The 19,100-nt window shown below is 61.2% G+C and carries 23 protein-coding genes; 20 read left to right on the top strand and 3 right to left on the bottom strand.

The window, feature by feature from the left end; all coding sequences use genetic code 11:
* The first annotated feature begins 27 nt into the window (after positions 1-27).
* The 15 genes from ACYVNQ_RS31415 to ACYVNQ_RS31485 all read left to right on the top strand — a co-directional run bounded on the left by ACYVNQ_RS31415 (position 28) and on the right by ACYVNQ_RS31485 (position 12,985).
* A complete protein-coding gene (locus ACYVNQ_RS31415) occupies positions 28-801 on the top strand; it encodes an MBL fold metallo-hydrolase (protein ID WP_460908352.1) in 774 nt (257 codons plus the stop codon).
* Positions 802-1,006: 205 nt separating this feature from the next.
* Positions 1,007-2,026: a LacI family DNA-binding transcriptional regulator gene (locus ACYVNQ_RS31420; RefSeq protein ID WP_460908354.1), complete on the top strand. Its 1,020-nt coding sequence runs from the start codon at positions 1,007-1,009 to the stop codon at positions 2,024-2,026.
* 113 nt (positions 2,027-2,139) lie between these two features.
* Positions 2,140-3,471 carry an ABC transporter substrate-binding protein gene (locus tag ACYVNQ_RS31425; protein ID WP_460908356.1) on the top strand — a complete coding sequence of 444 codons (1,332 nt, stop codon included), beginning with the start codon at positions 2,140-2,142 and terminating at the stop codon, positions 3,469-3,471.
* Between the two features lie 22 nt (positions 3,472-3,493).
* Positions 3,494-4,450, top strand: coding sequence for a carbohydrate ABC transporter permease (locus ACYVNQ_RS31430; protein ID WP_460908358.1), 957 nt, complete (start codon positions 3,494-3,496; stop codon positions 4,448-4,450).
* Positions 4,447-5,400 (top strand): carbohydrate ABC transporter permease, encoded by a 954-nt coding sequence (locus ACYVNQ_RS31435; RefSeq protein WP_460908360.1) that lies wholly within the window; start codon positions 4,447-4,449, stop codon positions 5,398-5,400. The genes ACYVNQ_RS31430 and ACYVNQ_RS31435 overlap by 4 nt, the downstream gene beginning before the upstream one ends.
* Entirely contained in the window at positions 5,397-5,591 is a 195-nt protein-coding gene (locus ACYVNQ_RS31440) for a hypothetical protein (RefSeq protein ID WP_460908362.1), read from the top strand. Before ACYVNQ_RS31435 ends, ACYVNQ_RS31440 begins: the two co-directional genes overlap by 4 nt.
* A 3-nt stretch (positions 5,592-5,594) precedes the next feature.
* A complete protein-coding gene (locus ACYVNQ_RS31445) occupies positions 5,595-6,710 on the top strand; it encodes an ABC transporter ATP-binding protein (protein WP_460908364.1) in 1,116 nt (371 codons plus the stop codon).
* Entirely contained in the window at positions 6,703-7,722 is a 1,020-nt protein-coding gene (locus ACYVNQ_RS31450) for an ABC transporter ATP-binding protein (RefSeq protein ID WP_460908367.1), read from the top strand. Before ACYVNQ_RS31445 ends, ACYVNQ_RS31450 begins: the two co-directional genes overlap by 8 nt.
* The gene (gene dhaL / locus ACYVNQ_RS31455; RefSeq protein WP_460908369.1) at positions 7,719-8,357 is read left to right on the top strand and encodes a dihydroxyacetone kinase subunit DhaL; all 639 of its coding nucleotides are present in this window, start codon (positions 7,719-7,721) and stop codon (positions 8,355-8,357) included. The genes ACYVNQ_RS31450 and dhaL overlap by 4 nt, the downstream gene beginning before the upstream one ends.
* A 14-nt stretch (positions 8,358-8,371) precedes the next feature.
* Positions 8,372-9,361 carry a dihydroxyacetone kinase subunit DhaK gene (gene dhaK, locus ACYVNQ_RS31460; RefSeq protein ID WP_460908371.1) on the top strand — a complete coding sequence of 330 codons (990 nt, stop codon included), beginning with the start codon at positions 8,372-8,374 and terminating at the stop codon, positions 9,359-9,361.
* A 204-nt stretch (positions 9,362-9,565) separates the two neighbouring features.
* On the top strand, positions 9,566-10,012 hold the full coding sequence (locus ACYVNQ_RS31465) for an SRPBCC family protein (RefSeq protein ID WP_460908373.1): 447 nt from the start codon (positions 9,566-9,568) through the stop codon (positions 10,010-10,012).
* Between the two features lie 78 nt (positions 10,013-10,090).
* Positions 10,091-10,813: a sulfite exporter TauE/SafE family protein gene (locus ACYVNQ_RS31470; RefSeq protein ID WP_460908375.1), complete on the top strand. Its 723-nt coding sequence runs from the start codon at positions 10,091-10,093 to the stop codon at positions 10,811-10,813.
* A gap of 123 nt (positions 10,814-10,936) precedes the next feature.
* Positions 10,937-11,530: a cytochrome b/b6 domain-containing protein gene (locus ACYVNQ_RS31475; RefSeq protein ID WP_460908377.1), complete on the top strand. Its 594-nt coding sequence runs from the start codon at positions 10,937-10,939 to the stop codon at positions 11,528-11,530.
* Positions 11,531-11,532: 2 nt separating this feature from the next.
* Positions 11,533-12,324 carry a molybdopterin-dependent oxidoreductase gene (locus tag ACYVNQ_RS31480; RefSeq protein ID WP_460908379.1) on the top strand — a complete coding sequence of 264 codons (792 nt, stop codon included), beginning with the start codon at positions 11,533-11,535 and terminating at the stop codon, positions 12,322-12,324.
* Between the two features lie 46 nt (positions 12,325-12,370).
* Positions 12,371-12,985 (top strand): hypothetical protein, encoded by a 615-nt coding sequence (locus tag ACYVNQ_RS31485; RefSeq protein WP_460908381.1) that lies wholly within the window; start codon positions 12,371-12,373, stop codon positions 12,983-12,985.
* A 123-nt stretch (positions 12,986-13,108) separates the two neighbouring features.
* Here the strand turns inward: ACYVNQ_RS31485 and ACYVNQ_RS31490 are convergent, their stop codons facing one another.
* Both ACYVNQ_RS31490 and ACYVNQ_RS31495 read right to left on the bottom strand, forming a co-directional pair.
* Complete coding sequence (locus ACYVNQ_RS31490; RefSeq protein ID WP_460908384.1) at positions 13,109-13,390, bottom strand: hypothetical protein; 282 nt, start codon at positions 13,388-13,390, stop codon at positions 13,109-13,111.
* 147 nt (positions 13,391-13,537) lie between these two features.
* Positions 13,538-13,666, bottom strand: coding sequence for a hypothetical protein (locus ACYVNQ_RS31495; RefSeq protein WP_460908386.1), 129 nt, complete (start codon positions 13,664-13,666; stop codon positions 13,538-13,540).
* On the opposite strand from ACYVNQ_RS31495, the gene ACYVNQ_RS31500 reads away from it, so the two are divergent.
* Positions 13,665-13,979, top strand: a complete 315-nt coding sequence (locus ACYVNQ_RS31500; RefSeq protein WP_460908388.1) for a hypothetical protein — start codon at positions 13,665-13,667, stop codon at positions 13,977-13,979. The genes ACYVNQ_RS31495 and ACYVNQ_RS31500 overlap by 2 nt on opposite strands.
* A gap of 76 nt (positions 13,980-14,055) precedes the next feature.
* On the opposite strand, the gene ACYVNQ_RS31505 is transcribed toward ACYVNQ_RS31500, so the two are convergent.
* Positions 14,056-14,361 carry a LysR substrate-binding domain-containing protein gene (locus ACYVNQ_RS31505; protein WP_460908390.1) on the bottom strand — a complete coding sequence of 102 codons (306 nt, stop codon included), beginning with the start codon at positions 14,359-14,361 and terminating at the stop codon, positions 14,056-14,058.
* Between the two features lie 524 nt (positions 14,362-14,885).
* On the opposite strand from ACYVNQ_RS31505, the gene ACYVNQ_RS31510 reads away from it, so the two are divergent.
* The 4 genes from ACYVNQ_RS31510 to ACYVNQ_RS31525 are packed head-to-tail and all read left to right on the top strand — an operon-like array spanning position 14,886 to position 19,049.
* A complete protein-coding gene (locus ACYVNQ_RS31510; protein WP_460908522.1) occupies positions 14,886-15,344 on the top strand; it encodes a (2Fe-2S)-binding protein in 459 nt (152 codons plus the stop codon).
* Positions 15,345-15,354: 10 nt separating this feature from the next.
* Positions 15,355-16,359 (top strand): FAD binding domain-containing protein, encoded by a 1,005-nt coding sequence (locus tag ACYVNQ_RS31515; protein ID WP_460908392.1) that lies wholly within the window; start codon positions 15,355-15,357, stop codon positions 16,357-16,359.
* A gap of 19 nt (positions 16,360-16,378) precedes the next feature.
* Positions 16,379-18,619 (top strand): xanthine dehydrogenase family protein molybdopterin-binding subunit, encoded by a 2,241-nt coding sequence (locus tag ACYVNQ_RS31520; RefSeq protein WP_460908394.1) that lies wholly within the window; start codon positions 16,379-16,381, stop codon positions 18,617-18,619.
* A 55-nt stretch (positions 18,620-18,674) separates the two neighbouring features.
* Positions 18,675-19,049: a VOC family protein gene (locus ACYVNQ_RS31525; RefSeq protein WP_460908396.1), complete on the top strand. Its 375-nt coding sequence runs from the start codon at positions 18,675-18,677 to the stop codon at positions 19,047-19,049.
* Positions 19,050-19,100: the final 51 nt, after the last annotated feature.

Below are 19,100 nucleotides of genomic sequence, written 5' to 3' on the forward strand. Positions count from 1 at the left end.
TGACCGGATGGCTCCAGGCGACCCCACATGACCAACCTGACCATTGCCGACCGCTGGTTCGAACTCAAACGCATCAGCGATGACATCACGCTGCTTTGGGAGCCTCACGTCGTGCCGCTCATGCGTTGCAATATCTGGCATGTGCGCGGTCGAGACCGGGACCTGATGATCGACACGGGGATGGGTATCGCCAGCCTGCGCGATGCGGCCAGGCACTTGTTGCAGAAGGACATCACCGCCGTTGCGACGCATACGCACGCGGATCATATCGGCGGGCATTACGAGTTCGAGCACACGCTGGTCCACGAACTGGAGGCGGAGAACCTGCGTTCGCCGCGCGAACGAGGCACGCTCCTCGCTTCGGTATTGGGCGAAGAAGCCATTCGTCGATATCACAAGGCAGGTTATCCGTTCGACGGCGATCTGATCACGGCGCTTCCCAGCGCCGATTACGCGATGTCCGACTACCGCGTGCGAGCTGCAACGGTCACGGAAATCGTCAACGAAGGGAACATCGTCGATCTCGGCAACCGGCATTTTGAAGTCCTGCATCTGCCTGGTCATTCACCGGGAAGCATCGGCCTGTGGGAAGCCGCATCCGGTACGCTGTTCTCGGGCGATGCGATCTACGATGGCCCGCTATTGGATGAGATCGGCGGCGCGGACATCCCAACTTATGTGCGCACGATGAAGCGCTTGCGTGAATTGCCCGTGCAAGTGGTTCACGCCGGGCACGATGGAAGCTTTGGGCGAGAACGGCTAGTCGAGTTGGTCGATGCGTATCTGGCTAAGCGCACCTGATTGCTAACCGCTTTAGCGATTCAAGCTGCTTCAAGAGAGCCACGCACTCCAAGATCACCGCAAAGGTAAGCACATACAGGGAAATCTGCTGCACCTGCGTCACCATCAATGACGCATTTAACGCGATAAAAAAGCTTGCATTCCCCGTACGGAAAACTATCTTGGGTTAACAAAACGACTCCAGGCTCGGCACCGGAGGAGACCCATGCCGGCTACCCGTATGATGATTGCGCGTCGCGCCGGCGTTAGCGTTGCCACGGTAGACCGTGTGCTTCGCGACGACCACGGCGTTCGCCCCGAAACAGCTGAGCGCGTTCATCTCGCACTGGCGACGCTGCGCGACGAACGCGCAAGCCGCGGCCGACCGTCGAAGGCCACTTCGTTCCGCGTCGCTTTTGTTCTGCCGCATATCAACTCCCGCTTTCTCAATCAGGTCGAGCGTGATATCGCGCTGTCGGCCAGTTTCTTTCGCGAACATCGTATCGTCCCGTCGTTTTATCGTTGCGACCTGTCGAGCCAGCAAGACGCTGCGTCACTTGGCGGGCAGCTGATCGACTACGACGCGCTCGTACTCGTGCCGCTCGATTACCCGTGGGTCGAGCGGATGATTCAGGACATGACCGATGCGAACGTGCCGGTCGTCACGGTGTTTTCCGACTTGCCATCGAGTGCGCGCGCCGCGTATGTCGGCGTCGATAACCGCGTCGCGGGACGCACGGCCGCGTTGCTGATGGGGCGCTTCGTCGGCTCGCGCATCGGCACCGTGGCGCTGTTGTCGGCATCGTCGCGGTTGCACGATCAACTCGAGCGTCGCATCGGCTTCTCACAGGTTCTCGAAGAGGATTTCCGCAACCTGCGCTGGGTCGCCGAACCCGATTTCACTGAAGACGACGACAGCGCCGGCCTCGCGGTGCAAGGGCTGCTTGCCGGACACCGCGATCTGGTCGGCGTCTACGTGACGGGCGGCGGCATTTCCGGCATTGCTTCCGCGTTGCAGGAGTTAGGCAACAAGGCGCGCGTCGTGCTGATCGGCCACGAATGTACCAGCGACACGCGCGCACAGCTTGCCGCGCGTGCGATCGACGTGATGCTCGATCAGGACGTGCGCGGCATCGTCCATTGGGCGGGCCTTGCGGCCGTCAATTTCCTGAACGACGTGCGCGGGGTGCCAGGCATCCCGACCCCCGAAACCCGAATTTATCTTCGTGAGAATGCGCGTGCCTGACACTCGCGACGCGCGGATGCCGTGCTGAATCCGCCGAAGCCGAATACAACGCCCGGCGCATGGGCGCTGTCTGTTACCAGGTTGGAGACCCGAGAGAGACAAGGAGAAGACAAATGTTACGTCTTACGTCAGCAAGGGTAATGGCGGCGGTTCTAGCGTCGATGGGGCTTTGCTTAGGATCGGCGGCGCACGCGCAGGGTAAGCAATTGACGTTGTGTTGGGCCGCGTGGGATCCCGCCAACGCACTCGTCGAATTGTCGAAAGACTTCACCGCCAAAACCGGCATTGCGATGAAGTTCGAGTTCGTGCCGTGGACGAGTTACGCCGATCGCTTCCTGAACGAGCTCAATTCGCACGGCAAGCTGTGCGATCTGATCATCGGCGATAGCCAGTGGATTGGCGGCGCGGCCGTCAATGGGCACTACGTGAAGCTCAACGACTTCTTCGCGAAGAACAAGATCTCGATGAACGATTTCGTGCCGGCAACCGTGGTCGGCTATGCGGAGTGGCCGAAGAACACGCCGAACTACTGGGCCTTGCCCGCGATGGCGGACGCGGTGGGATGGACGTATCGGAAAGACTGGTTTGCAAGACCCGAGCTGCGCGCCGAGTTCAAGCAGAAATACAACCGCGAACTCGAACCGCCAGCCACGATGGATGAGCTCAAGCAAACCGCCGAATTCTTCCAGGGGCGCAAGATCGACGGAAAGACCGTGTACGGCGTCTATATCTTCACAGAGCGCGGTTCAGAGGGCATCACGATGGGCGTGACCAACATGCTCTATAACTACGGCTTCGAGTATCAGGATCCAAAGAAACCGTATCACCTCGAAGGCTTCGTGAATTCGCCCGGCGCAATCAAGGGGCTGGAGTTCTATAAGTCGCTTTACAAGTGCTGCACGGCGCCGGGTATGACGAACGCCTACATGCAGGAAGGTCTCGATGCGTTCAAGTCCGGTCAGGTCGCGATGCAGATGAACTGGTTCGCGTTCTTCCCGGGGCTCTATAAGGATCCGAATGTCGGTGGCGACAAGATCGGATTCTTCGTCAATCCGAAGGAAGTGAAGCAGTTTACGCAGCTGGGCGGGCAAGGCATTTCAGTCGTCTCGTATTCGGACCATAAAGCCGACGCGCTCGAGTACATCAAGTGGTTTGCGCAAGGCGACGTGCAGAAGAAATGGTGGCAGCTGGGCGGCTACTCAGCGGCAAAGTCGGTCGTCGATGCTCCCGACTTTCCGAAGAGCGCACCGTTCGCGCCGGCCTTCCTGAAGTCGATGTCGATCGTCAAGGATTTCTGGGCGGAGCCGTCGTACGCCGAGTTGCTGCTCGACATGCAAAAGCGCGTACACGACTACGTGGTGGCCGACAAAGGCACTGCGAAAGAAGCGCTCGATCTGCTGGTCAAGGACTGGAACAAGGTCTTCAAGGCAGAAGGGAAGAACTGAAGCTTGATTAAAGGAGTCGGGCATGTTGGTAGACAAGCCTTTTCCTCCAGAAGGGTTGCAGGCGAAAACGCAGGCGCGCGCGGCGGCGCGCCTGCGCGGTCTGTCTGACCGGACCATCGCCTGGCTGTTCATCCTTCCGACTATCGTGCTGCTGCTGGCGATCAACATCTTTCCGCTGATCTGGGCGTTGCGGTTGTCGTTTACGAACTTCAAGTCGAATATGCCGAGCGTACCGGCACGCTCTGTCGGCATCGACAACTACACCGACATCCTGACTGACGAAGACATCTGGTACGCGATGCAGGTCACCGCGCGCTTCGTGTTCTGGTCGGTCGGGCTCGAAGTGCTATTGGGGTTTGGGCTTGCGCTGTTGATCAACCGGCAGTTTCGCGGCCATAGTTTCTGGACCACGCTGATCCTGCTGCCGATGATGCTGTCCCCCGCGGTGGTCGGCAACTTCTGGACGTTCCTGCTGCAACCTCAAACGGGCCTGTTCAACGACATCGTCAGCTTTTTCACGGGCATTCCGCCGGGTTCGTTCCAGATGATCGGCGACGTGCCGCTCGCCCCGTGGACCATCGTGATGGTCGATACGTGGATGTGGACGCCGTACGTGATGCTGATCTGCCTTGCGGGCCTGCGTTCGATTCCCGACTACATCTACGAAGCTGCCGAAGTGGATCGCGCTTCGCCGTGGCGCCAGTTCTGGTCGATCACGCTGCCGATGACGCTGCCGTTCCTGATGCTCGCCATTCTGTTTCGCGGCATCGAGAACTTCAAGATGTTCGACATGGTGAATCTGCTGACGTCGGGCGGCCCGGGTTCCGTGACGGAAACCGTGTCGATCACACTCAAACGCGCAGCGTTCGAAAAGTGGCAAACCGGTTATTCATCCGCGCTGGCCATCATTCTGTTTGTCGTCGTGTTCGGCGCCGCGAACATCTATGTGAAGGCACTCAACAAGGTGAAACAGCGATGACCGACCTTGCCCTTCAACGGTCCGTCGTGGCCGCTTCGACGCGCGGCAAGACCTTCGCCGCGGTGGTCGTGATCGCGTATGCGCTGATTGCGGCATTGCCGATCGTATGGATCATCCTGACGAGCTTCAAGACGCAGGAGGACGCGATTGCGTACCCGCCGGTCGTGATGTTCCAGCCTTCGATGGAAGGCTACGTCAATCTGTTCACCATCCGTTCGAGGCAGACGCCCGAGTTCATCGCGAGCCTGCCGCCCGCGCAGACCTGGTATGACCGCGATGTTCGCAAGCGCAATATGGTGATCGCCGGGCCGTCGAAGGTGGTGCCGCGTTTCATCAATTCACTGGTGATCGGCTTCGGCTCGACCTTTCTCGCGGTATTTCTCGGCACGCTCGCAGCGTATGCATTCTCGCGCTTCAAGGTGCCGATGGCCGACGATCTGCTGTTCTTCATTCTGTCGACGCGGATGATGCCGCCGATTGCCGTCGCGATTCCCATCTATCTGATGTACCGCGCGCTCGGTCTGTCGGATAGCTACGTCGGCATGATCGTGTTGTACACGGCAGTCAACGTCTCGCTGGCCGTGTGGTTGCTCAAGGGCTTTATCGACGAGATTCCGCGCGAATACGAAGAGGCCGCGCTGGTCGACGGGTACACGCGCCTGCAGGCGTTTATCAAGGTGGTGCTGCCGCAAGCGATCACCGGCATTGCCGCCACCGCTATTTTCTGTCTGATCTTCGCGTGGAACGAGTACGCGTTTGCGTTGTTGCTGACGAGCGGCGACGCGCAGACGATGCCGCCGTTCATTCCGTTCATCATCGGCGAGGGCGGTCAGGACTGGCCGGCCGTCGCGGCCGCTACGACCTTGTTCGTGCTGCCGATCCTGTTTTTCACCGTCGTGCTGCGCAAGCACCTGTTGCGCGGCATTACTTTCGGAGCAGTGCGCAAATGAAAGTGCAACCTGCCATGCCGCGTCGGCGTCTGTTTCGCCGGCGCAACTGCGAAGGCGCTTCGACGGTGCTCATCGGTATCGGCATCGCGATGCTCGTTCAACCGTTCTTCGTCGGTCTCTACACGTGGTCGTTTCCCGTTCTCCTGGCGGGCACGCTGGCATTCGTCGTAACCAGTCATTTTCCGGACTGAGCCATGTCGACCATCGTTCTTTCGAATCTTCACAAGCGCTTCGGCGACTTTACCGCCGTGCGCAATACGAACCTGACGGTAAGCGCAGGGCGCTTTGTCGTACTGCTCGGACCGTCCGGCTGCGGCAAGACAACCACGCTGCGCATGATCGCGGGGCTTGAGCTACCGACGTCCGGTCAGATCCTTATCGATGGCGACGACGTCACGGCGCTGCGCGCGCGTCAGCGCGACATCGCGTTCGTGTTCCAGATGTTCGCGCTCTATCCGCATATGAGCGTGCGGAACAACATCGCTTTTCCGCTGAAAAACGAGGGCATTTCGCGCCGCGAGATTGCCACGCGCGTTCAATCCGCCGCGCGTCTGCTGCGCATCGAAACGATCCTCGACCGTAAAACCGGCGGGCTCTCCGGCGGCGATCGTCAACGTGTTGCGTTGGGACGCGCGATCGTGCGGCATCCGAAGGCCTTTCTGATGGACGAGCCGCTCGGCACGCTCGATGCCGATTTCCGCGAACTGATGTGTCTTGAACTGCGCAAACTGCATAACGCACTCAACGCCACCACCGTTTACGTGACGCACGATCAGAGCGAAGCGATGGCGATGGCCGACGACGTCGTGGTGATGAACCAGGGCGAAGTGCTGCAGTCGGCGTCGCCGCACGAGATCTATCACTTTCCCGCCACCGTTTTCGTCGGCAATTTCATCGGCAGTCCGCCGATGAACTTTCTGCCTGTCGATACAGGTGTCGAGGCGGGCGCGGAACAGGTGTCGCTTGGGGGCGCACCGGTGCCGGTACCGCGCAGTGAGGCCTCTGCCGCGAAGGCGTTGTTGGGCATCCGGCCGGAACATATCCTGCTTGACGAACAAGGCGCGTTGCGCGGCCGCGTAATCGCCGACGAGTATCTCGGTTCGCATCAGGTGCTTGTCGTCGATACGTCGCTTGGCATTGTGCGCGTGAGGGTCGGCAAAGACGATGGGCGCGCGGCCGGCTCGCCGGTCGGCTTGTCGTTTCGCAAGGAACGCACGCTGCTGTACGACGCGGCCAGCGGCAAGCTGCTACCAGGCTCGGCGCGCCAGATGGTGGTCAATGGAAACGGCACAGGGGGCGCCTATGTCTGAGATCCGCCTGGAACACGTGACAAAGCGCTTCGGCGATATCGTCGCGGTGGATAAGGTATCGATCGACGTGAAGGAGGGCGAGTTCGTTGTGCTGCTCGGGCCGAGCGGCGCAGGCAAAACGACGACATTGCGGCTGATCGCCGGGCTCGAGCGGCCCGACGAAGGCGAAATCTTCATCGATGGCGCAGCGGCGACGCACACGCACCCCGCGGATCGCGACGTCGCGTTTATCTTCCAGCAATACTCGCTGTATCCGCATCTGACTGTGTTCGGAAATCTCGCCTTTCCATTGCGTTCGCCGCGGCGGCGTCTGGGCAAAGTGGAGGTGACCGCGCGCGTGCACGAGGTGGCGCAGCTGCTGCATATGGAATCCAAGCTCGGCAATATGGCGACGCATCTGTCGGGCGGCGAAATGCAGCGGGTAGCGATCGGGCGCGCGCTGGTGCGGCAGCCCAAGGTCTTTCTGATGGACGAGCCGTTGTCGTCGCTCGACGCGAAGCTGCGCGAGGAACTGCGGATCGAACTGAAGCGGCTGCATCGCACGATCGGCGCGACGATCGTCTACGTGACGCACGACCAGGTCGAGGCGACGACGCTGGCCGACCGCATCGGCATACTGGAGCATGGCCGTATCGTGCAGATGGGCACGCCGCGCGAAGTGTATGGCAATCCGGCTTCCCTCAGCGCGGCGCAGCGTCTTGGCTCTCCGCCGATCAACGTGCTGCCGGCTGCGCTATTCGATTCCGGCGCGTTGCCGCAGGGCACGTCGACGGTCGCGATCCGTCCGGAAGACATTGTTCTGCATGCGCCGGATGCGCGCGACGTCCTCAACCTGCGCGTGCTCGAATATTCGCCGCTTCGGCATCTGCTCATCCTGGATCGCGAAGGCACCGCGATCGTCGCGACGACCATGACCGAGCGCAATTTCGTGCCTGGGCAAACGGTCGGCGCATCGCTGCCGCCGCGCAGCCTTCTCTATTTCCGCTCCGACGGCAGGAGGATTCCGGCATGAACGGCATAACGGTCATGGCATGCATCGAGGCTGCGCATGCCACGTTGAAGGAACACACCGACGAAATCACCGTCCTCGATCAGCAGATCGGCGACGGCGACCATATCTTCAACCTGTTACGCGGCTTCGATGCGCTGCTTGGTATGCGTGCCGATATCGAGGCCGCGGCGTTAGCCCCTGCGTTAGATCTTGCCGCATCCAAACTGCTGTCGACGGTGGGCGGGTCGTCGGGGCCGCTGCTCTTTTCGCTGTTGCATGGGATGGCGAAAGCATCGGCTGACAGCGCGGATGCGCCGAGCCTGGATGATGCCGCGCGGATCTTCGCCGCGGGCGTGGACGCCGTCGCGCAACGCGGCAAGGCGGGTCTCGGCAGCAAGACGATGATGGACGTACTGATTCCGGTTGCGTCGCGCTTCGCGGAACTGGCCGATAGCAACGCATCGCCGGAAGCCGTGCTCGACACCTTGCCGCAGGTCGCTGAAGCAAGCATGCTCGCCACCCGCGACATGCTCGCGACCAAAGGGCGCGCGTCCTTTCTCGGCGAGCGCTCGCGCGGCCACATCGATCCGGGGGCGCGCTCGAGCCAGTTGATGATCGGTGCGATATGTGCGCGGCTCGCACAGGACAGAGCGTGAAAGGAGCGTAAGCCATGAAGAAATTCATCAATCAGGTCGACGACTTTCTGTCCGAAAGCCTCGCCGGGTTCGCCGCTGCGCACAGCGATCTTGTCGTCCTCGATCAGGAGCAGGTATTCGTGCGGCGCAAGACACTGAAGCCGGGCAAAGTCGCATTGATCTCGGGCGGCGGGTCGGGACACGAGCCGCTGCACAGCGGCTTTGTCGGCTACGGGATGCTCGATGCCGCATGCCCCGGCCAGGTGTTCACGTCGCCGACGCCCGATCAGATGATGGCGGCGGCAAAGGCCGTCGATACGGGCGCGGGAACGCTCTTCATCGTGAAGAACTATTCGGGCGATCTGATGAACTTCGAGATGGCCTCGGAGATGTCGGATCTGCCGAATGCGACGGTGTTGATCAACGACGACGTTGCCGTTGAAAACTCCAGCTATACGACGGGGCGGCGCGGCGTAGCGGGCGCGGTGATCGTGGAGAAACTGGTGGGGAGTCTCGCCGAAGCCGGCGCCGATCTCGAACAATGCAAGGCTTTCGGCGACCGGATCAACCAGCATACGGCGACCATGGGCGTCGCGTTTTCGAGTTGCACGGTGCCTGCGGCGGGCACCCCGACGTTCAAGATCGGCGACGATGAAATCGAAGTCGGCGTTGGAATTCATGGCGAGCCGGGGCGGCGGCGCGCCCGCTTTGCCGCGGCCGATGTGATCGCGGGAGAACTGCTGACAGGAATTGTCGCCGATCTGAAGCCGAAGGCTGACGCGCAATTGCTGGTGCTGATCAATGGCCTTGGCGGCACACCGCTCGGTGAACTCTATCTGCTGTTCAATTCGACGCGCTTATGGCTGCAACAACGGGCTCTGAAAATCGCTCGTGTGCAGGTGGGTTCGTTGACGACCTCGCTGGAAATGGCCGGTGCGTCGATTACGTTATGTGTGCTGGATGACGAGATGAAACGGCATTGGGATAGCCCGGTGCATACGCCGTCGTTGAGGTGGGGGATGTAGGGAAGGGCAAAGCGTCGAGCGTCGAGAGACTAACCTGCGACTTCTTTACCTCCTTCGAGGCGGACCTGGCTGCAGGGGCAGGCTTGTTTTGAGCCGCAGCATGCGCAGCAACCGGTCTTGCGGCAGGCGCCGGATGGTTCTGTGCCGCCGCACTGAAGCGTCGTCGAGATGTGTCCAGCTTGTCCACTCAAAGGGGAGTTCATCATGCCAACCGGAACCGTCAAGTTCCACCGCGTCTTGCGCGCGACGCCCGAGCGTGTCTATCGCGCGTTCCTTGAGCCCGATGCTATTGCGAAGTGGCTGCCGCCTTATGGCTTCACGTGTCAGGTCCATCACATGGATCCGCAGACGGGCGGATCCCATAAGATGTCGTTCCGCAACTTCAGCACCGGGCACAGCCACTCGTTCGGCGGCGAGTACCTCGAACTGGTGCCGTTTGAGAAGATCCGATACACCGACCGCTTCGACGATCCGAACCTGCCCGGTGAGATGACCGTGACCGTTTCTTTGCGACAGGTGTCGTGTGGAGCGGAGGTCGTCATTACGCAAGAGGGCATTCCCGAAGTGATTCCGGCTGAGATGTGCTACCTCGGCTGGCAGGAGTCGCTGGTTCAACTGGCCAGATTGGTCGAGCCGGAAATTCCTGACTAACGGACTGCTACGAAGCCAGCTTCGGCACATGCAGCAAAACGATAGAATCACCCCTTTGCCCGTGGCGGAGAGCCTGAGATGGGGTATCTGTTGGTGCTTTGCGTCGGTTTGTTTGCAGGAACACTAAGTGGCGTAATCGGTACCGGCTCGGCGATGCTGCTGATGCCTGTGCTCGTCTTCCTCTATGGCCCTCAACATGCCGTCCCCATCATGGCGATTGCTGCCTTCATGGGCAACCTCGGCAAGGTGCTCTCGTGGTGGCGTGAGATCGACTGGCGTGCGTGCTTTGCCTATTCCGCGACGGCAGTGCCGGGAGCCGCTCTGGGTGTGCGCACGCTGCTGGCCTTGCCGCCTCATCTGGTTGAGCTGGCGCTCGGCATGTTCTTTATCGCAATGATTCCAGCGCGGCGCTGGCTGTCGCGCCACGCAATCCGCTTCTCGCTGCTACAACTGGCCGCGATCGGCGCGGCGGTCGGCTATCTTACCGGTATCGTCGTTTCAACCGGTCCGATTACGGTGCCTGTGTTCATGGGGTACGGTCTGGTCAAAGGCGCATTTCTTGGCACGGAGGCCGCGGGTTCCCTTGCCGTTTACGGAGCCAAGATCGCGGTCTTCAATCATTTTGGCGCACTGCCGTTGCGCATCGTGCTCAACGGCTTGATTACCGGTTCGGCGTTGATGGCTGGAACGTTTGTCGCCCGCCGTATTGTCGCTCGCATGAGCCCCGGCGCGTTCAAACTGGTTGTGGACGGGTTAATGCTGTCGTCCGGGCTATCTCTTTTGTGGGCCGCAGCACGATAGTCAAAAAAAATATTTGCCGCCCGGTGGAATAGTCGCACGCAGGTTCCGTTTGCACATGGCAACGCAGTCTGGTCGCGGCCGGCCTGCAGTCCACCCGCGCCCTTCACCCATCACGAGATCGCTTTGGCTCACACAACGGTTCAACCCGCCTGGGTCCGCATCACACACTGGATTAACGCGCTCGCCGTCGTGCTGATGGCGACAAGCGGCTGGCAGATCTATAACGCGTCGCCGATCTTTCCCGCCTTACAGTTTCCTTCCGCCATCACGCTGGGCGGCTGGCTCGGCGGGGCTTTGCAATGGCACTTCGCGATCATGTGGATGCTGGTGGCGAACTTCGTCATCTATGTCGGGCTGAATCTCGCCTCGGGGCGTCTGCGCCGGAAACTGCTGCCGATCAGCTTCAGGTCGCTTGCAGCCGACCTTGTCGCCGCAGTGCGCGGCAAGCTCGGGCATGCGGACCTCACACGTTACAACGCGGTACAGAAATTCGCCTATCTGGTCGTCATCGTCGACATCGCGCTCGTAATCATGTCGGGACTGGCGGTTTGGAAGTCGGTGCAGTTCCCGCTGCTGCGCACGCTGATGGGCGGATACGACAACGCACGTATCGTGCATTTCGTCGCCATGAGCGTGCTGGTAGGGTTTTTCGTCGTGCACGTCGTGATGGTCGCGCTGGTGCCGCGCTCGCTGCTTCTGATGATCCGCGGACGGTAACCATGAGCTTGCGAAAGAAGGCAGTGAAGCCCAACGCGTTTCTTCAGTCTCACGCTGAATCGATCGTCGACGATGCGCGCCGCGAACTGAAAAATCCGGCCCGCCGGCTGCTTGGAAAGCGCGTTCTCACGCTCGGCGGCATTGCGATGCTGTCCGGCTGCGACTTGTCCAACGACAAGTCGGTAAACACAGCGCTGCGCAGGATGTCGTTCTTCAACGACGAGGTGCAGGCGCTGTTGTTCAATCCGAACGAGATGGCGCCGACCTATCCGGAGTCGATGATCACGCGGCCGTTTCCGTTCAATGCGTTCTACGATATCGACGACGTGCCCGAAGTCGACGCCGCGACCTACCGGCTACAGGTAGGCGGCCGCGCGACGGGCAAGCGCGTCTGGACACTCGACGAGCTGCGCGCGTTGCCGCAGGAAGACCAGATCACACGCCATATCTGCATTGAAGGGTGGAGTGCGATCGGCCGCTGGGGTGGCGTGCGCTTCTCCGATTTCCTGAAACGCACCGGTGCGGACACGACGGCGAAGTACGTGTCGCTGCACTGTGCGGACAACTACTGGACCAGCATCGACATGCCGACTGCGTTGCACGCGCAGACGCTGCTCACGCTCACGTACGACGGCGCAGTGCTGCCGCCGAAATACGGCTTCCCGATGAAGCTGCGCATGCCGACCAAGCTCGGCTACAAGAATCCGAAGCATATCGTCGCAATCACGGTGACGAACGAATTTCCCGGTGGTTACTGGGAGAATCAGGGCTACAACTGGTTCGGCGGTTCCTGATGTGCATTAGTTCACTTGCAGCTCAACAGTCCTTTACGGAGCATCCATGTCTATCCGCTTGAAACTTGGCGTCACCCTCGTCACGCTGACTTTTGCCGGTGTTGCGCTCGCGCAGGCGCCCGCCGCCAAGCCGTCGCGCATTCGCGGCGAGATTGTCTCGCTCGACGGCGATACCCTGAAGGTGCACCGCCGCAGCGGCGACACCGTGTCGATCGACGTGAAATCGACCGTTGCCGTGTCGGCGGTCAAGGCCATGCAGCTGTCGGACATCAAGCCGGGCTCGTTCGTCGGCACCGCCGCAACGACGGGCACCGACGGAAAGCTGACGGCCACCGAAGTGGTCGTATTCCCCGAATCCGCGCGCGGCACGGGTGAAGGTCACTACGCATGGGATCTTTCCCCGAACAGCACGATGACGAACGCGAACGTCGACACCGTGGTTCAGGGCACCAGCGGCCGGAATCTGAAGCTGTCGTATAAAGGCGGCAACAATGAAGTGACGGTACCGCCTAACGTACCCATCGTGACTTTCATTCCGGCGGCACGTACGGACCTGACTGCGGGCAAGAAGGTGTTTGTGGTCGCAACGCCCGCGGCGCAGGGCGCATTTGAAGCGCAGCGCGTAGTGGTCGAAAAGGATGGCGTCGCTCCGCCGATGTAATCGATGGGCGGGCGGATCAGTCATCTGCCCGCAAGCGGGTTTCCGGACGAGGGCGCCCGTCGGCGACGGGTGCCAGTGTTTGGGTCTGTCCTCGTTCCAGTTCTCGAGCCGGCCACGACAGCATCATTTCCACTGAAACGACGCGGCTCGTACAAACTGCCGACGTGCGTCTTCAGGCAACCAGGGAAATGCATCTTCGAGACCTCGATCGGAGGCATCGCAACACTGCGAGATCGTAGCGTGCCGCCAATGATCCGAACGGCACGCCTCGGCCCAAACCAGATCGACAGTCGTTCGGTCATCCGCATTATCGTCGAAGCGCTTCAGCAGAAAGCGATGGAATAGCCAAGGCTCGTGCCAGTCCACGAATTCGATTGTCGCTTCGACAACGTCAGAGTTAGCCATGGTGCAGTAGTCCGGAATATGTAACCTGCGCGCAAGGTACGATTTGGGGCAGGGCCGACCATACATTGCAATTGCAAAAAACGCATCATCGCGTGAAATCTGGCTGTGCATGCTGTCCGTGTGGGCTTTGGTTCGCGTGCATTGCGGTTACGCGGCGATCATCACGATCTGACCGGAGACAAAATCCCCCGCGGCACAGTGATTGCTCGATTCATGATCAAGCAGGCGGCGATCGTCTGCGTTGACATTCCATTCAATCAAGGAGGAACGGATCATGAACAAGGCAACCAGCGCCCTAATCGCGGCCGTCGCCACCCTCGCGCTGTCGGGCGGCGCTTATGCACAGGCAGCCGGTGGCGGCACGGCCAGCGGCGGTTCGAATGGCAGCACGGCCAGCCCCGCGAACCAGACGAACGACAGCTATGGCACGCCCGGCGGCGCCAACTCGGACAGCGGCATGAGCGCAGGGGCACGGAGTTCGGGCCTGCCGAGCAGCACGAACAATAACTCGACGTCCGGCACCAGTGCTCCCAAGAGCAACAACACGCTGGCGACTCCTAGCACGGTGTCTCCGGCCGCAGGTCAATAAGAGTGGTTAGGGATGACAGGCCGCTGTCTTCACCGATAGCGGTCTGTTCTTTCAGCTGATCCATGGATAACGCGACTTACCAGTTATCCTCGCGCGCCGTCTCAAGCAGAAAATCCCGCAACAGCTTCGCGCTAGGCCCGATGCGTTTCGAATGCACCAGGAATATCTCCAGCGGCGCCGTCTCGACATCGGGCAATACGCGCACAAGATCACCCGCTGCGAGGAGCGACGCCGCATCGTAAGCAGGCAGTCTCGCAATGCCATCGCCAGCGAGCACAAATGCAAGCCGCGACGCGGCACTATCCGTTACAACGTCGCCCTGCACCGCAACCTCGGTGTCCTTTCCATCGGCACGCACAACCGTAGTGGTTGTCGAGCGCATTATCCCGTTGTTGTCGGGCCGGCAGGTTGAGTTGCTGCGCGCGTAATGAGGCGGACCAGAGCGGGGCGTACGGAGCAACCGCTCTGATCCGGGTTTGTGCATAAAGACACCTGACCAATGCCACAGAAAAATAAACAATCAAGCATCAAATCAGGCATCCTGTTTGCTCGCCTTCGACGCGAAGGCACGCCGCACCGGCCACAGCGCACAAGCAATCAGCAGACAACCGGCACGACGGCAAACCGCGACCTATACTTTTCCCTTGTCTCGACCAGCGCCAACTCGCACCATGTCACCCGCAGCCTGACGCCGCAGACCGTTGTCACACGATCTGCGACGAAGGCTGTCCGCACTGCCAATACGGGCGCAGCACGTCGAGCGCCCAGTCGTTTCCGCGTCGTCCCGTTAAAGGAGCCAGCTCGATGCAACATACCGCCAGCCGTCCCGACGCCCCAGCGAATCAAACCGTTTCTGACCGCCGCGACAGCGAATCCCGCGGCACAAGCCCGACGCCGCCGCCCACCATGTCGGTCGAATTATCGGTGAATGGCAAAACCTACTCACTCGCCCTCGACCCCCGCACCACACTACTAGACGCGCTACGCGAGCACCTGCACTTAACCGGCACCAAAAAAGGCTGCGATCACGGCCAATGCGGTGCGTGCACCGTACACGTGAATGGCCGTCGCGTGAACGCATGCCTGTCGCTGGCAGGCACGCACGAAGGCGACGAAATCACGACGATCGAAGGAATCGGCAGTGTGGCCGAGTTGCATCCGATGCAGCAGTCGTTCGTCGAATGCGACGGTTACCAGTGCGGTTACTGTACGTCGGGGCAAATCATGTCGGCCGTGGCGCTGCTCGGTGAGCCGATCGGCCCCGCGGACGCGGACGTGCGCGAAGCGATGAGCGGTAACCTGTGCCGCTGCGGCGCCTATCAGAACATCGTCACCGCGATCCAGCGCGTGCGCGAGAAAGCCTGAGGACGCCGCCATGGAACTCTTCCAGCTCTCACGCGCGAACGATGTGCGCGACGCCATTGCGTCCAGTGCGGCGTCATCGGGTGCCCCGGAAGGCGCTCAGGTGCGCTTTCTGGCCGGCGGCACGACGCTGCTTGATCTGATGAAACTGAACGTGGAGCGCCCGGGCCGCGTGATCGACATCAGCCGCCTGCCGTTGAACCAGGTAGAAGCCACCGCCGACGGCGGAGTGAAAATCGGTGCAACGGTACGCAACGCGGAGCTCGCCACGCACCCGCTGATCCGCGAGCGTTACGCGGTGCTGTCGCAGGCCTTGCTCGCGGGCGCATCCGCGCAACTGCGCAATATGGCCACGACCGGCGGCAATCTGCTGCAGCGCACGCGCTGCGTATACTTTCGCGACACCACGATGCCGTGCAACAAGCGCACGCCCGGAGCAGGCTGCGCGGCGATCGGCGGCTTCAACCGGACGATGGCGATACTCGGCGTCAGCGATGCGTGCATCGCCAGCAATCCTTCAGACATGAACGTCGCGCTGACCGCACTCGATGCAACGATCCACATCGAAGGCACGAAAGGCCCGCGCAGTGTCCCGATCGACGCGTTCTTCCTGCTGCCCGGCGCCACGCCGCAACGCGAGACCGTGATCGAAGCCGGCGATCTGATCACGCACGTCACCTTGCCGCCGCAGCCCGAGGGCAGCCGTTCGCTCTATCTGAAGCTGCGCGACCGCGCGTCGTACGAGTTCGCGCTGGTGTCGGCGGCAGTTGTGGTGAAGGTAGTCGATGGACGCATTGCGCATGCACGCGTCGCGCTGGGCGGCGTCGGCACGAAACCGTGGCATTCAACGGAAGCTGAGGCAGCGCTGGCCGGCGCGCCCCCCGATGCCGCGACGTTTGCCCGTGCCGCGGATGCCGCGCTCGCCAATGCGCAGCCACAGAGCCAGAACGGCTTCAAGGTCGAGCTGGCGCGCCGCTGCCTAGTCCACGCATTGACGCAAGCCACCCTCACCGATTGACTTCAATAGGACCTCACTCATGTCCACCGTGACTGACACCTTGCTGTCCGTAATCGGACAGCCGCAAGCGCGCGTCGACGGCCCGTTGAAAGTCAGCGGCGCCGCGACGTATACGTCGGATGTCGATCTGCCGGATCTGCTGCATGCGGTGCCCGTATGCAGCACGATTGCGAGCGGCCGCATTACATCGCTTGAATTCGCGGCTGCGCAGAGCATGCCCGGCGTCCATGCCGTGCTTCATCGCGGCAATATTGGCCGCTTCTACCGGATCTCGGGCAATTCGATGGATACGGGCTTCGTCGACGAGGCGCGCCCACCCTTTGACGACGATGTGATCCGCTATTACGGCCAGTACGTCGCGCTGGTGATCGCCGATACGTTTGAATCCGCGAGTGCCGCCGCAGCCGCTGTAAAGGTCGGCTATGACATCGCACCGCATGACGTCAGCGACGAACTCGGCAGCTATGAGAACACGCATGTCGAAAGCGAACGCGGCGACCCCGCACGCGCATTCGACGGCGCGCCCGTCAAGCTGGATGCGACGTATGTGACGCCGGTCGAAACGCATAACCCGATCGAACTGCACGCAACCGTCGCGCAGTGGGACGGCGAAGGCTACACGTTTTACGAAACGAGCCAGGCGGTATCGAACCACCAAGGCACGTTGATGCAGATGCTCGGCTTGCCGAAAGAGAAAGTGCGCGTGATCTCGCGTTTTCTGGGCTCGGGCTTCGGCGGCAAGCTGTGGATGTGGCCGCACTCGCTGCTTGCTGCCGCGGCTACGCGGCATACGGGGCGGCCCGTCAAGCTCGTGATCAACCGGAAGATGATGTTTCAGAACGTGGGGCACCGTCCGGTGACGCAGCAGCGCATGCGGCTCTCGGCGGATCGGGACGGCAAGCTGACTTCGATTCGTCACGAGTATCTGAACCACACCGCCATCGCCGACGACTACCAGGAAACCTGCGGTGAAATCACGCCGTTTTTGTACAGCGTGCCGAATCTGCGTGTCAGTTCGGGGCTCGTGAAGCGCCATGTCGGCTCGCCGACCGCGATGCGCGGGCCGGGTGCGGTTCCTGGGCTCTACGCGCTCGAATCGGCGATGAATGAGCTGGCGCGTGAGCTCAACATCGATCCTGTCGAATTGCGGTTGAAGAACGAACCGCGCGTCGACGAAAGCACCGGCTTGCCGTTTTCGTCACGCCATCTCGCTGAGTGTTTGCAGACTGGTGCCGAAAAATTTGGCTGGGGGCAACGCACGCCGGAAGTCGGATCGATGAAGCGCGATGGGCTGACGCTAGGTTGGGGCGTGGGCGCGTGTGGGTGGCCGGGCGTACGCTTTTCGGCGCAGGCTTCGGTGGATCTGCGTGCGGATGGCACCGCGCGCGTGGTGTGCGGCACGCAGGACATCGGTACGGGTACGTACACCATCCTTGCACAACTCGTTGCGTCACAAACGGGCTTGCCGCTCGATCGCATCGACGTCGAACTCGGCGACACGATGCAGCCGCTGGGACCGATCTCGGGTGGCTCGGCGGTGACGGCTTCGGTGATTCCTGCGGTGCTGCAAGCGGCGCGCGCGGCCGTCGATATCGTGCTTGCGCGTGCAGGGGCCGTTGCGGAATCACCGTTCAAGGGCGCGAAACCCGAGGAGCTTGCGTTCACGTCGGGCCGCGTGCATCGCAAGGATGCGGCTGCTGCGACGGGCGTGCCGTATGGCACGATACTCGAAGCGGCGAAGATGTATTCGGCGTCGGGTAATGGCAGCGCGCAGGGTGGCTTCGATGATCCGCTAAAGAAGGAGTATTCGATCTACTCATACGGCGCGCACTTCGCTGAGGTGACCTGGCAGCCGGAGATCGCGCGGCTGCAGGTGAGCCGGGTGGTTTCGGTGATCGATGCGGGACGTATCCTCAATCCGTTCGCCGGGCGCAACCAGATCGAAGGTGCGGTGGTGATGGGCGTTGGCATGGCGCTGTTCGAGCACACGATGTACGACTCGAGGAACGGCGCGCCGATCAATAGCAATCTTGCCGATTACATCATTCCTTCGCATGCGGATAGCCCTAAGCTCGATGTGACGTTTCTCGATTACCCCGACACCGTGTTCAACGAACTCGGCGCGCGAGGGATCGCGGAGATCGGGCTGGCGGGTATTGCTTCGGCGATCACTGATGCGGTTCATCATGCGACGGGTGTGCGCGTGCGCAAACTGCCGGTGATGATTGAAGATCTGCTAGGCGCGAAGCAGGGCGTTTAAAGCGTGCGGCGCCGGGCTTGGGCCCGGCGTCGCCACGTTTAGTGAGGAGCGCAACATGGGCGTGCAGCTAAACCATACGATCGTCTGGTGCAGCGACAAGCAGAGATCCACGAAATTCCTCATGGACATCCTTGAGCTTCCCAGCCCTATTGAATTCGGGCCGATGCTGGTCGTTCAACTCGACAACGATGTCTCGCTCGACTTCTACGAGAAAGACGGCGCGATCTCGATGCAGCATTACGCGTTTCTGATTAGTGAGGACGAGTTCGATCGCGTGTTCGCTCGTATTCGCGATCGAGGGCTGCAGTACTGGGCCGATCCGTCCAAACACCGCGCTGGCGAAACTTATACGCACAACGGCGGCCGGGGGCTGTATTTCGACGATCCCGATGGGCATTTTCTCGAGGTGATGACTCGCCCTTACATCTGAATGCCGGATACAGGCAGCCCTGTGCCGTGTGGATAACGGCAACGGCACAGG

It is taken from the genome of Paraburkholderia jirisanensis, assembly GCF_054782355.1.

What these genes read in the sequence shown, in the direction of transcription:
- ACYVNQ_RS31415 (WP_460908352.1), top strand. Translation starts at nt 28, where the DNA reads ATGACCAACCTGACCATTGCCGACCGCTGGTTCGAACTCAAACGCATC.
- ACYVNQ_RS31420 (WP_460908354.1), top strand. Translation starts at nt 1,007, where the DNA reads ATGCCGGCTACCCGTATGATGATTGCGCGTCGCGCCGGCGTTAGCGTT.
- ACYVNQ_RS31425 (WP_460908356.1), top strand. Translation starts at nt 2,140, where the DNA reads ATGTTACGTCTTACGTCAGCAAGGGTAATGGCGGCGGTTCTAGCGTCG.
- ACYVNQ_RS31430 (WP_460908358.1), top strand. Translation starts at nt 3,494, where the DNA reads ATGTTGGTAGACAAGCCTTTTCCTCCAGAAGGGTTGCAGGCGAAAACG.
- ACYVNQ_RS31435 (WP_460908360.1), top strand. Translation starts at nt 4,447, where the DNA reads ATGACCGACCTTGCCCTTCAACGGTCCGTCGTGGCCGCTTCGACGCGC.
- ACYVNQ_RS31440 (WP_460908362.1), top strand. Translation starts at nt 5,397, where the DNA reads ATGAAAGTGCAACCTGCCATGCCGCGTCGGCGTCTGTTTCGCCGGCGC.
- ACYVNQ_RS31445 (WP_460908364.1), top strand. Translation starts at nt 5,595, where the DNA reads ATGTCGACCATCGTTCTTTCGAATCTTCACAAGCGCTTCGGCGACTTT.
- ACYVNQ_RS31450 (WP_460908367.1), top strand. Translation starts at nt 6,703, where the DNA reads ATGTCTGAGATCCGCCTGGAACACGTGACAAAGCGCTTCGGCGATATC.
- dhaL (WP_460908369.1), top strand. Translation starts at nt 7,719, where the DNA reads ATGAACGGCATAACGGTCATGGCATGCATCGAGGCTGCGCATGCCACG.
- dhaK (WP_460908371.1), top strand. Translation starts at nt 8,372, where the DNA reads ATGAAGAAATTCATCAATCAGGTCGACGACTTTCTGTCCGAAAGCCTC.
- ACYVNQ_RS31465 (WP_460908373.1), top strand. Translation starts at nt 9,566, where the DNA reads ATGCCAACCGGAACCGTCAAGTTCCACCGCGTCTTGCGCGCGACGCCC.
- ACYVNQ_RS31470 (WP_460908375.1), top strand. Translation starts at nt 10,091, where the DNA reads ATGGGGTATCTGTTGGTGCTTTGCGTCGGTTTGTTTGCAGGAACACTA.
- ACYVNQ_RS31480 (WP_460908379.1), top strand. Translation starts at nt 11,533, where the DNA reads ATGAGCTTGCGAAAGAAGGCAGTGAAGCCCAACGCGTTTCTTCAGTCT.
- ACYVNQ_RS31485 (WP_460908381.1), top strand. Translation starts at nt 12,371, where the DNA reads ATGTCTATCCGCTTGAAACTTGGCGTCACCCTCGTCACGCTGACTTTT.
- ACYVNQ_RS31490 (WP_460908384.1), bottom strand. Translation starts at nt 13,390, where the DNA reads ATGGCTAACTCTGACGTTGTCGAAGCGACAATCGAATTCGTGGACTGG.
- ACYVNQ_RS31500 (WP_460908388.1), top strand. Translation starts at nt 13,665, where the DNA reads ATGAACAAGGCAACCAGCGCCCTAATCGCGGCCGTCGCCACCCTCGCG.
- ACYVNQ_RS31495 (WP_460908386.1), bottom strand. Translation starts at nt 13,666, where the DNA reads ATGATCCGTTCCTCCTTGATTGAATGGAATGTCAACGCAGACGATCGC.
- ACYVNQ_RS31505 (WP_460908390.1), bottom strand. Translation starts at nt 14,361, where the DNA reads ATGCGCTCGACAACCACTACGGTTGTGCGTGCCGATGGAAAGGACACC.
- ACYVNQ_RS31510 (WP_460908522.1), top strand. Translation starts at nt 14,886, where the DNA reads ATGTCGGTCGAATTATCGGTGAATGGCAAAACCTACTCACTCGCCCTC.
- ACYVNQ_RS31515 (WP_460908392.1), top strand. Translation starts at nt 15,355, where the DNA reads ATGGAACTCTTCCAGCTCTCACGCGCGAACGATGTGCGCGACGCCATT.
- ACYVNQ_RS31520 (WP_460908394.1), top strand. Translation starts at nt 16,379, where the DNA reads ATGTCCACCGTGACTGACACCTTGCTGTCCGTAATCGGACAGCCGCAA.
- ACYVNQ_RS31525 (WP_460908396.1), top strand. Translation starts at nt 18,675, where the DNA reads ATGGGCGTGCAGCTAAACCATACGATCGTCTGGTGCAGCGACAAGCAG.